Raw genomic sequence first — 11,709 nt, 5'->3', positions numbered from 1 at the left:
CTTACAACGCCGAAGATGTTTTGGCGGAATTGAGAGATTTTCAGCATTGATTCAGAGTTAAGTACGCAATAGTTTGCGCAGCCAGCGCCGCTGATGCGATAAAGTATTGCGTACAGAGCACAAAGAATTTGCCTGGCGGCCGTAGCGCGGTGGTCCCACCTGACCCCATGCCGAACTCAGAAGTGAAACGCCGTAGCGCCGATGGTAGTGTGGGGTCTCCCCATGCGAGAGTAGGGAACTGCCAGGCATCAAACAAGTGAAAAGCCCATCCTGACGGATGGGCTTTTTGCGTTTCTGGCGCTGGTCTACAACATCCAACGCGATCTGACCTATCGATACACTAAATTCAATAACGGGTACGGTTTTCCCAGATCGTCCACTTCTGAACGGCCCGTTACTGTAAACCCCATTTTTTTATAGAATCCCACTGCCTGCGCATTCTGTTCGTTAACATTGGTTGTGAGCTCCGGGGCCAGTGTAAGTGCATGTTCAATCAATAATTTTCCAATTCCACATCCGCGAACGTCTGGATCCACAAACAGCGCATCCATATGTTCACCGGTCAGCAGCATAAAGGCCACAGGGTCATCCTTTTCATCGACGGCCACCCATAACGGCGCTTCTGGCAGAAATGATTTCACCAGTTCCTCAAGCTCGGCTCGATACGCTTTTGACAGAAAATCATGCGTGGCATCGACTGAACGACACCAGATTTTGACCAACTTATCCCCATCATCATGTCGCGATCGGCGAATGTTAATAACCATACTTTCTCCTTTTCTTCACGCTTATAGTTTAACGCACTTACCGACGTGAAACTTTCTCACCTTCAACATGCAGGCTCGACATTTTGCCGATTTCTCGGTATCTTCGGCTATCTGGATGTCTAAACGTATAAACGTATGTTGTGAGGTTATCAGGTTATGCCGATTCGCGTGCAGGACGAGCTACCCGCCGTCAATTTCTTGCGTGAGGAAAACGTCTTTGTGATGACGTCGTCCCGCGCGTCAGGTCAGGAAATTCGTCCGCTGAAGGTACTTATCCTCAACCTGATGCCGAAGAAAATCGAAACTGAAAATCAGTTCCTGCGCCTGCTTTCCAATTCGCCCCTGCAGGTGGATATCCAGTTGCTCAGGATCGACGCGCGTGAGTCGCGCAACACGCCAGCAGAGCATCTGAATAACTTTTATTGCAACTTTGAAGATATCTGCGATCACAACTACGATGGACTGATTGTCACTGGCGCACCGCTGGGGCTGGTTGAGTTTAACGATGTCGCTTACTGGCCGCAGATCAAACAGGTTCTGGAATGGGCGAAAGATCATGTGACCTCGACACTGTTTGTCTGTTGGGCGGTACAGGCTGCGCTTAACATCCTTTACGGTATTCCCAAGCAAACTCGCGCCGATAAACTGTCTGGCGTCTATGAACATCACATCTTGCATCCCCATGCCTTGCTGACGCGCGGTTTTGATGATTCCTTCCTTGCGCCGCACTCGCGCTATGCTGACTTTCCGGCGGCGCTGATTCGTGACTATACCGATCTCGAGATCCTTGCAGAAACAGAGGATGGAGACGCCTATCTTTTTGCCAGCAAAGATAAACGCATTGCCTTTGTGACCGGCCATCCGGAATACGATGCGCACACGCTTGCCAGCGAATATTTTCGTGATGTTGAAGCCGGGCTGAATCCGGACGTACCGTATAATTACTTCCCTAAAAACGATCCGCAAAACAAACCGCGCGCCACCTGGCGAAGCCATGGAAATTTACTGTTTACCAACTGGCTCAACTATTACGTCTATCAGATTACCCCGTACGATCTGCGTCACATGAATCCAACACTGGATTAATCTTCTGCCGCTGACGATCCTAAAGCGTTTCAGCAGCTTGCATCAGGCACCTTCGGGTGCCTTTTTTATTTCCGAAATTCACTTCATCTTGTAATTAAACTTTATTATTAATGTTATCAATAAGTTACTTTATAAGTAAATTAAAAATGGAAATTGTTTTTGATTTTGAAATTTAATTGAGTAGTCTTAGTTGTGCTGAACGAAAAGCGCACAACGATCCTTCGTTCGCATTGGGAATGTAATGTGATCCATGACGAGGAGCTTAAGAATGAATCAACAGGCGACGACCACCGATGAATTGACCTTCACCAGGCCGTATGGCGAGCCGGAGAAGCAAATCCTCACCGAAGAAGCAGTGGCTTTTCTGACTGAACTGGTGACGCGTTTCACGCCCAAACGCAACAAGCTGCTCGCGGCGCGCATCCAGCAACAGCAGGATATTGACAACGGTAATCTGCCGGATTTTATTTCGGAAACGACTTCCATTCGTGAGGGTGACTGGACGATTCGCGGCATCCCGGCGGATTTACAGGATCGACGCGTTGAGATCACCGGACCGGTTGAGCGCAAGATGGTTATTAATGCCCTGAATGCCAACGTGAAGGTGTTTATGGCCGATTTTGAGGATTCACTGGCGCCGGAATGGAGCAAAGTGATCGACGGACATATTAACCTGCGCGACGCGGTCAATGGCACCATCAGCTACACCAACGAAGCCGGTAAAATTTACCAACTCAAGCCCGATCCGGCGTTACTCATCTGCCGCGTTCGTGGTCTGCATTTGCCGGAAAAACACGTCACCTGGCGCGGCGAGGCGATCCCGGGCAGCCTGTTCGACTTTGCGCTCTATTTCTTCCACAACTATCAGGCGCTGCTGGCCAAAGGCAGCGGCCCCTACTTTTATTTGCCGAAAACGCAGGCCTGGCAAGAAGCGGCATGGTGGAGTGAAGTCTTTAGCTACGCAGAAGATCACTTCAATCTGCCACGCGGCACCATTAAAGCGACTCTGCTCATAGAAACGCTGCCTGCTGTTTTTCAAATGGATGAAATCCTCCACGCGCTGCGTGACCACATTGTTGGTCTGAATTGTGGCCGCTGGGATTATATCTTCAGCTATATCAAAACGTTGAAAAATCATCCGGATCGCGTCCTGCCGGACCGCCAGGTGGTGACAATGGATAAACCCTTCCTCAGCGCCTACTCACGCCTGCTGATAAAAACTTGCCACAAGCGCGGCGCGTTCGCGATGGGCGGCATGGCGGCGTTTATTCCGAGCAAAGATGCCGAGCGTAATAATCAGGTGCTCGAAAAGGTAAAAGCGGATAAAGCGCTGGAGGCGAAAAACGGCCACGACGGCACCTGGATTGCACATCCGGGGCTGGCGGATACCGCAATGGCAGTGTTTAACGAGGTGCTGGGTGAAAACAAAAACCAGCTTTTCGTCACCCGTGAGGAGGATGCGCCAATCACTGCCGAACAGCTTCTGGCGCCGTGTGAAGGAGAGCGTACTGAAGAAGGGATGCGCGCCAACATTCGCGTGGCAGTGCAGTATATCGAGGCGTGGATCTCCGGTAACGGCTGCGTACCGATTTACGGCCTGATGGAAGATGCGGCGACGGCGGAAATTTCCCGCACCTCCATCTGGCAGTGGATCCACCACGAAAAAACCCTCAGCAACGGCAAGCCGGTAACCAAAGCGCTGTTCCGCCAGATGCTGGCCGAAGAGATGCGGGTGATCCAGGACGAGCTGGGCGAGCACCGTTATAGCAGCGGGCGTTTCGATGACGCTGCGCGCCTGATGGAGCAAATCACCACATCAGATGAGTTAATCGACTTCCTGACCCTGCCGGGATACCGCTTCCTGGCGTAATTCACCACATAACAATATGGAGCATCTGCACATGAAAACCCGTACCCAACAAATTGAAGAATTACAAAAAGAATGGACACAACCGCGCTGGGAAGGCATTCGTCGCCCTTATAGCGCGGAGGAAGTGGTGAAATTACGCGGCTCGGTCAATCCGGAATGCACGCTGGCACAGCTTGGCGCGGCGAAAATGTGGCGCTTGCTGCATGGTGAGGCGAAAAAAGGTTACATCAACAGCCTCGGCGCGCTGACCGGTGGGCAGGCGCTGCAGCAGGCGAAAGCCGGTATTGAGGCGGTCTATCTGTCAGGCTGGCAGGTGGCGGCGGATGCTAACCTGGCCTCCAGCATGTACCCGGATCAATCGCTGTATCCGGCGAACTCGGTACCGGCGGTGGTGGATCGGATCAACAATACGTTTCGTCGTGCGGATCAGATCCAGTGGTCCAGCGGGATTGAACCAAACGATCCGCGCTATGTGGACTACTTCCTGCCGATCGTGGCGGATGCGGAAGCCGGTTTTGGCGGTGTGTTAAACGCGTTTGAGCTGATGAAATCGATGATTGAAGCCGGTGCAGCGGCCGTTCACTTTGAGGATCAGCTGGCTTCCGTCAAAAAATGCGGTCACATGGGCGGCAAGGTGCTGGTGCCGACGCAGGAAGCGATCCAGAAACTGGTTGCCGCGCGTCTGGCGGCGGATGTGATGGGCGTGCCTACGCTGCTGATTGCCCGTACTGACGCCGACGCGGCGGATTTGATTACCTCCGACTGCGATCCGTACGATAGCGAATTTATTACCGGCGAGCGCACCAGCGAAGGGTTTTTCCGCACCCGCGCAGGGATCGAGCAGGCAATCAGTCGTGGTCTGGCCTACGCCCCGTATGCCGATCTGGTGTGGTGTGAAACCTCCACGCCGGATCTGGCGCTGGCGAAACGCTTTGCCGAGGCCATCCACGCCAAATATCCAGGCAAACTGCTGGCCTACAACTGCTCGCCGTCATTTAACTGGCAGAAGAATCTGGATGATACGACCATCGCCAGCTTCCAGCAGCAACTGTCGGATATGGGCTACAAATATCAGTTCATCACATTAGCCGGGATCCACAGCATGTGGTTCAACATGTTCGATCTGGCACATGCTTATGCGCAGGGCGAAGGCATGAAGCACTACGTTGAGAAAGTGCAGCAGCCGGAATTCGCCGCAGGTAAAGAGGGCTATACCTTTGTTTCTCATCAGCAGGAAGTGGGTACCGGTTATTTCGATAAAGTCACCACCATCATTCAGGGCGGCGCGTCATCGGTTACCGCATTAACCGGGTCGACAGAAGAGTCGCAGTTCTGATGACCTGATGTCCGGTGGCGCGCGCTTACCGGGTCTACGATAACCTGTAGGCCGGATAAGCGAATGCGCCATCTGGCATGATCATGTGCAGGATGGGGAGAAGCGATGACGCGTGGCCTGGAATTACTGATTGCACAAACCATTCTGCAAGGCTTTGACGCCCAGTATGGTCGGTTTCTGGAAGTGACTTCCGGGGCGCAGCAGCGCTTCGAACAGGCTGACTGGCACGCGGTTCAGCAGGCCATGAAACAGCGTATCCATCTTTACGATCACCATGTTGGCCTGGTAGTGGAACAGTTGCGCTGCATCACCGACGGCAAAAGTACCGATGCGGATTTTTTGCTGCGGGTAAAAGAACACTACACCCGGCTGTTACCAGACTATCCACGCTTCGAGATAGCGGAGAGCTTTTTTAACTCCGTCTACTGCCGGTTATTCGATCACCGTTCGCTGACCCCCGAGCGGCTGTTTATCTTCAGCTCCCAGCCAGAGCGGCGCTTTCGTACCATTCCTCGCCCGCTGGCGAAAGATTTCTTTCCCGATCGCGGCTGGGAACCGCTATTAACGCGCGTGCTCAGCGATCTCCCTCTGCGTCTGCCGTGGCAAAATAAAAGCCGTGATATTCGCTATATCACCCTGCATCTGACGGAAACCTTTGGCGCGGATGTGTTATCCCGTAGCCATTTGCAGGTGGCGAACGAACTGTTTTATCGCAACAAGGCGGCCTGGCTGGTGGGTAAGCTGGTCATGCCCGAGGGCACTTTGCCGTTCCTGCTGCCGATTCATCGCACTGATGAAGGCGAGCTGTTTGTCGACGCCTGCCTGACCACTACGGCAGAAGCCAGCATCGTGTTTGGCTTCGCCCGCTCCTATTTTATGGTGTACGCGCCGCTGCCCGCCGCGCTGGTGGAGTGGTTACGCGAGATCCTACCGGGGAAAACCACCGCCGAATTGTATATGGCGATCGGCTGCCAGAAGCACGCCAAGACCGAAAGTTATCGCGAGTATTTACTGTACTTGCGCAGTTGTGACGAACAGTTTATTGAAGCGCCGGGCATCCGTGGGATGGTGATGCTGGTGTTTACCCTGCCGGGATTCGACCGGGTCTTCAAAATCATCAAAGATAAATTTGCCCCGCAAAAAGAGATGTCTGCCGCCCATGTTCGCGCCTGCTATCAACTGGTGAAAGAGCACGATCGCGTCGGGCGTATGGCAGATACCCAGGAGTTTGAAAACTTCGTGCTGGAGAAACGGCAAATCGACCCGGCGTTATTGTCGCTATTGCGTGAAGAAGCGCCGGAGAAAATCACCGACCTTGGCGATCACATTATCATTCGTCATTTGTATATTGAACGGCGAATGGTACCGCTGAATATCTGGCTTGAGCAGGTTGATGGCCAGCAGTTGCGTGACGCCATTGAGGAGTACGGCAACGCCATTCGCCAGCTTGCCGCCGCCAATATTTTTCCCGGCGACATGCTGTTTAAAAACTTTGGCGTTACCCGTCATGGCCGCGTGGTGTTTTACGACTACGATGAGATTTGCTACATGACAGAGGTCAATTTCCGCGATATCCCGCAAGCGCGGTATCCGGAAGATGAGTTGAGCGCCGAACCCTGGTACAGCGTATCGCCGGGCGATGTGTTTCCGGAAGAATTTCGCCACTGGCTGTGCGCCGATCCGCGCATCGGACCGTTGTTTGAAGAGATGCATGCCGACCTGTTTCGCGCCGACTACTGGCGAGCGTTACAGACGCGTATACGGGAAGGGCATGTAGAGGATGTCTATGCTTACCGGCGTAAGCAGCGGTTTTGCGTGCGGTACGCCGGTTCTGCGGAGCCGGCGTAGGCCGGAAAGGGCGCGTCGCCACCCGGTAAACCGGGCTTAACGAATTCCACCGTATGCCAGCGTCACTTCCTTCGCCGCCTTGATCACCATCGCGCCAAACTCAGTCACGCGGTCATCGGTGATGCGCGAAATCGGGCCGGAAATCGAAATGGCGGCGAACGGCTCGCGATGCTCATCATAAATGCACGATGCCACGCAGCGCAGGCCCAGCGCGTGTTCTTCATCATCAAACGAATAGCCGCGCTTACGGGTCTGGGCGAGATCATCCTTCAGATGGACAGGCGACACCAGCGTAGCATGGGTATAGGCATGCAGTCCTTTACGGTGCAGCAGACTGGTGACCTGCTCCTCGCTGAGTTGGGAAAGGAACGCTTTGCCCGCGCCGGAGGCGTGCATCGGCAGCTTGCCGCCGATAGGCGCTGACATGCGCATCAGTTGAGTACACTGCACCTGGTCGATAATAATCGCCTGATGGTCGCTTTGATCCAGCACCGCCAGATTCACCGTCTCGCCGGAATCTTCCATCAGACGTCGCAGGATTGGGTGGACAATCGCCAGCAGATTGCGGCTTTGCAGAAAGCTACTGCCGACAATGAACGCATGCGCGCCGACCGCCCAGTGACCGAGATCGCCAACCTGACGGACGAAACCCTGCTGCTGCATGGTGGTCAGCAGGCGGTGGGTCGTGGAATTGGGTAAACCTGCCTGCTGCGCCAGCTCGGTCAATGCCACGCTGCCGTTGGACTCCGCGATCCATTCCAGCAGCTTCAGGCCACGGGTGAGCGACTGAACCTGTCCGGCGGCGGGGGCTGTCGTCGCGGCGGGTTTTCTACCGCGTTTCGCGGGAACGGTGGCAACCATGGCTGACTCCTTTTTCTGTATCGTGGAAATCATTTTCGTTTTATTCAATTATAATGCAAGCAGACTTAAACTGATCGGATGAGTGAAGCTGAACATGTCTCATGTTGTCTGTTGTTCTCTTTTCCACCTCTTCCGTTTGTGCCAGTATGACCTGTTGAGATTTTTTTGGTCTGGTTGAGCGTTGTCGGGAGCAAGTGTGAGCAGCAAAGTTGAACAACTGCGTGCGCAGTTAAATGAACGTATTCTGGTGCTGGACGGCGGTATGGGCACGATGATCCAGAGCTACCGTCTGAGCGAAGCCGATTTTCGCGGTGACCGTTTTGCCAACTGGCCTTGCGACCTGAAAGGGAATAACGATCTGCTGGTGCTCAGCAAACCGGACGTTATCCGCGCTATCCATGACGCTTATTTTGACGCAGGCGCGGATATCATCGAAACCAACACGTTTAACTCCACGACCATCGCGATGGCGGATTATCAGATGGAGTCGCTGTCGGCAGAAATTAACTTTGCTGCCGCGAAGCTGGCGCGAGCCTGCGCCGATGAGTGGACGGCGCGCACACCGGAAAAACCGCGCTATGTGGCTGGCGTCCTCGGCCCCACTAACCGCACGGCCTCCATCTCGCCCGATGTGAACGACCCGGCGTTCCGTAATATCTCTTTCGATCAACTGGTGGCGGCCTACCGTGAATCCACGCGGGCGCTGGTGGAAGGCGGTGCAGACCTCATTCTGATCGAAACGGTTTTCGATACGCTGAATGCGAAAGCGGCGATATTCGCCGTGAAAGAAGAATTTGAGGCGCTGGGTGTGGAATTGCCGATTATGATTTCCGGCACTATCACCGACGCCTCCGGACGCACGCTTTCCGGCCAGACAACCGAAGCGTTTTACAACTCGTTGCGCCACGCCGAAGCGCTCACTTTTGGCCTGAACTGCGCACTGGGACCAGATGAGCTGCGCCAGTACGTGCAGGAACTGTCGCGTATTGCTGAATGCTACGTCACTGCCCACCCGAACGCCGGACTGCCTAACGCCTTCGGCGAGTACGATCTTGATGCCGATACCATGGCGAAGCAAATCCGCGAATGGGCGCAAGCGGGCTTCCTGAATATCGTCGGCGGCTGCTGTGGTACCACGCCGGAACATATTGCCGCCATGAGCCGCGCGGTAGAAGGCTTACCGCCGCGTAAACTGCCGGACATTGCTATCGCCTGCCGGTTGTCGGGGCTTGAACCGCTTAACATTGGCGACGACAGTCTGTTTGTGAACGTCGGCGAGCGTACCAACGTTACGGGTTCAGCGAAGTTCAAGCGCCTGATCAAAGAAGAAAAATACAGCGAGGCGCTGGATGTCGCCCGTCAGCAGGTAGAGAGCGGCGCGCAGATCATCGATATCAACATGGACGAGGGGATGCTCGACGCCGAAGCGGCGATGGTACGTTTTCTCAATCTGATCGCCGGCGAGCCAGACATCGCCCGCGTGCCGATCATGATTGACTCCTCTAAATGGGAGGTGATCGAAAAAGGGCTGAAGTGCATTCAGGGTAAAGGCATCGTCAACTCCATCTCGATGAAAGAGGGGGTTGAAACCTTCATCCATCATGCGAAGCGGCTGCGCCGCTACGGTGCGGCGGTGGTAGTCATGGCGTTTGATGAGCAGGGCCAGGCGGATACCCGCGCGCGTAAAATCGAGATTTGTCGCCGCGCGTACAAAATTTTGACCGAAGAGGTGGGCTTCCCGCCGGAAGACATTATCTTCGACCCGAACATTTTCGCTGTCGCCACCGGAATCGAGGAGCACAACAACTACGCGCAGGATTTTATTGGCGCGTGTGAAGACATTAAACGCGAATTGCCGCACGCGCTGATCTCCGGCGGCGTTTCTAACGTCTCGTTCTCGTTTCGCGGCAACGACCCGGTACGCGAGGCGATTCATGCGGTATTCCTCTACTACGCCATTCGCAACGGTATGGATATGGGGATCGTCAACGCCGGACAACTGGCGATTTACGACGATTTGCCGACGGAACTGCGCGATGCGGTAGAGGATGTGATCCTCAACCGTCGCGATGATGGCACCGAGCGACTGCTGGAACTGGCGGAAAAATATCGCGGCAGCAAGGCTGATGATTCCGCCAACGCCCAGCAGGCGGAGTGGCGAAGCTGGGATGTGAAAAAGCGCCTCGAATACTCGCTGGTGAAAGGCATCACCGAATTTATCGAACAGGATACCGAAGAAGCCCGTCAGCAGGCTGCCCGCCCGATTGAAGTGATTGAAGGACCGCTGATGGACGGCATGAACGTGGTCGGCGATCTGTTTGGCGAAGGGAAGATGTTTCTGCCGCAGGTGGTCAAATCCGCCCGCGTGATGAAGCAGGCGGTGGCGTATCTGGAGCCGTTTATTGAAGCCAGTAAAGAGCAGGGCTCGAGCAATGGCAAGATGGTCATCGCCACGGTGAAAGGCGACGTTCATGACATTGGCAAAAACATTGTCGGCGTCGTTTTACAGTGTAATAACTACGAAATTGTCGATCTCGGCGTGATGGTTCCGGCGGAGAAAATCCTCAAAACCGCGAAAGAGGTGAATGCCGATCTGATCGGCCTTTCCGGCCTGATCACCCCGTCGCTGGATGAAATGGTGAATGTGGCGAAAGAGATGGAGCGTCAGGGCTTTACCATTCCGCTGCTGATTGGCGGCGCGACCACCTCAAAAGCGCACACGGCGGTGAAGATCGAGCAGAACTACAGCGGCCCGACGGTTTACGTGCAGAATGCCTCGCGCACGGTGGGCGTGGTGGCGGCGCTCCTGTCGGACACTCAACGCGATGAGTTTGTCGCCCGTACCCGTAAAGAGTACGAAACCGTACGTATTCAGCACGGGCGTAAAAAACCGCGCACGCCGCCTGTCTCGCTGGCTGCCGCGCGGGATAACGATCTGGCTTTCGACTGGGCCAGCTACACGCCGCCGGTGGCGCACCGTCTGGGCGTACAGGAAGTAGAGGCGAGCATCGAAACGCTGCGTAATTACATCGACTGGACGCCATTCTTCATGACCTGGTCGCTGGCCGGGAAATATCCGCGCATTCTTGAAGATGAAGTGGTGGGCGAGGAGGCAAAACGCCTGTTTAAAGACGCCAACGACATGCTGGATAAACTCAGCGCTGAGAAAACGCTCAACCCGCGCGGTGTGGTCGGCCTGTTCCCGGCGAACCGTATCGGTGACGATATCGAGATCTACCGCGATGAAACCCGCACCCATGTGCTTGCGGTCAGCCATCATCTGCGACAGCAAACCGAAAAAGTGGGTTTTGCCAACTACTGCCTGGCCGATTTCGTCGCGCCGAAGCTGTCCGGCAAAGCCGACTATATTGGCGCCTTCGCGGTGACCGGCGGGCTTGAAGAGGACGCGCTGGCGGACGCGTTCGAGGCCCAGCACGATGACTACAACAAAATCATGGTAAAAGCGATTGCCGACCGCCTGGCGGAAGCGTTCGCCGAGTACCTGCATGAACGTGTGCGCAAGGTGCACTGGGGCTATGCGGCAAATGAAAACCTCAGCAATGAGGATCTCATCCGCGAAAATTACCAGGGGATCCGTCCGGCGCCGGGGTATCCTGCCTGCCCGGAACATACCGAGAAGGGCACCATCTGGCAGTTGCTGGACGTTGAACAGCATACCGGCATGAAGCTCACCGAGTCCTTTGCCATGTGGCCTGGCGCGTCGGTATCAGGCTGGTACTTCAGCCATCCGGACAGCAAGTACTTCGCGGTGGCGCAGATTCAGCGCGATCAGGTGGAAGATTACGCGTTCCGCAAAGGAATGAGCGTAACGGAAGTGGAGCGCTGGCTGGCGCCTAATTTGGGCTATGATGCGGACTGACCCGTCAGACTGAAGTCACGTTTCCTTACAACTCCCGGGGCGCTCATTGAGCGCCCTGTCT

7 protein-coding genes and 1 rRNA gene are annotated in these 11,709 nt (G+C 54.9%); 6 read left to right on the top strand and 2 right to left on the bottom strand.

The annotated features are described in order from the left end of the window. Positions 1 to 131: 131 nt before the first annotated feature. A 5S ribosomal RNA gene (rrf, locus tag APU02_RS14915) occupies positions 132 to 247 on the top strand. Between the two features lie 82 nt (positions 248 to 329). Here the strand turns inward: rrf and APU02_RS14910 are convergent. Then, complete coding sequence (locus APU02_RS14910) at positions 330 to 767, bottom strand: acetyltransferase (protein WP_060570443.1); 438 nt, start codon at positions 765 to 767, stop codon at positions 330 to 332. Between the two features lie 156 nt (positions 768 to 923). Between APU02_RS14910 and metA the strand changes: the two genes are divergently transcribed. The 4 genes from metA (at position 924) to aceK (ending at position 6,907) form a co-directional block, all read left to right on the top strand. Beyond that, entirely contained in the window at positions 924 to 1,853 is a 930-nt protein-coding gene (gene metA, locus APU02_RS14905) for a homoserine O-succinyltransferase (protein WP_060570442.1), read from the top strand. A 268-nt stretch (positions 1,854 to 2,121) separates the two neighbouring features. Next, positions 2,122 to 3,723: a malate synthase A gene (aceB, locus tag APU02_RS14900; RefSeq protein WP_060570440.1), complete on the top strand. Its 1,602-nt coding sequence runs from the start codon at positions 2,122 to 2,124 to the stop codon at positions 3,721 to 3,723. Between the two features lie 31 nt (positions 3,724 to 3,754). Further along, entirely contained in the window at positions 3,755 to 5,059 is a 1,305-nt protein-coding gene (gene aceA / locus APU02_RS14895) for an isocitrate lyase (RefSeq protein WP_060570439.1), read from the top strand. A 105-nt stretch (positions 5,060 to 5,164) separates the two neighbouring features. Further along, positions 5,165 to 6,907, top strand: a complete 1,743-nt coding sequence (gene aceK / locus APU02_RS14890; RefSeq protein WP_060570438.1) for a bifunctional isocitrate dehydrogenase kinase/phosphatase — start codon at positions 5,165 to 5,167, stop codon at positions 6,905 to 6,907. Between the two features lie 36 nt (positions 6,908 to 6,943). Here the strand turns inward: aceK and iclR are convergent, their stop codons facing one another. Further along, positions 6,944 to 7,768 carry a glyoxylate bypass operon transcriptional repressor IclR gene (iclR, locus tag APU02_RS14885; RefSeq protein WP_042291309.1) on the bottom strand — a complete coding sequence of 275 codons (825 nt, stop codon included), beginning with the start codon at positions 7,766 to 7,768 and terminating at the stop codon, positions 6,944 to 6,946. A 196-nt stretch (positions 7,769 to 7,964) separates the two neighbouring features. Between iclR and metH the strand changes: the two genes are divergently transcribed. Next, a complete protein-coding gene (metH, locus tag APU02_RS14880) occupies positions 7,965 to 11,648 on the top strand; it encodes a methionine synthase (protein ID WP_060570437.1) in 3,684 nt (1,227 codons plus the stop codon). The last annotated feature ends 61 nt before the right edge of the window (positions 11,649 to 11,709 follow it).

This window comes from Citrobacter sp. 50677481, from assembly GCF_001463265.1.
Lineage (GTDB): Bacteria > Pseudomonadota > Gammaproteobacteria > Enterobacterales > Enterobacteriaceae > Citrobacter_A > Citrobacter_A sedlakii.
Note: the sequence above shows the minus strand (reverse complement) of the source record. Positions and strands in the feature narration are given on the sequence as shown.